1 protein-coding gene is annotated in these 297 nt (G+C 63.6%); it reads left to right on the forward strand.

The genetic code is table 11. From position 1 onward, the window contains the following. Window positions 1–297, forward strand: a 297-nt coding sequence (locus tag SB751_RS29425) for a TonB-dependent receptor domain-containing protein (RefSeq protein WP_410748954.1), incomplete at both ends; no start/stop codon positions are given.

Consider the following 297-nt stretch of genomic DNA (forward strand, 5'->3'; position numbering starts at 1 on the left):
GTCGGGCGAGGTGATCCAGGGCCTGCAACTGTTCGCCGGCTACACCTACAACACCACCAAGTACCTGGAAGACCCGGACAACCAGGGCAAGATATTCAACACGTGGACGCCCAAGCACATGCTGCGCCTGTGGGCCAACTACAAGCTGCCGGGTGACTGGAACCGCCTGAGCGTGGGCGCCGGCGTCAACACGCAGACGCATACGCTGAGTTCGGACCGCAAGTTCGCGCTGGCGGGCTTTTCCGTGTGGAATGCCCGCGTGGGGTACCAGGCCACGTCCGAGCTCAGCTTCGGCCT

The sequence above is a fragment of the Cupriavidus sp. SIMBA_020 genome, assembly GCF_046535395.1.
GTDB lineage: Bacteria > Pseudomonadota > Gammaproteobacteria > Burkholderiales > Burkholderiaceae > Cupriavidus > Cupriavidus campinensis.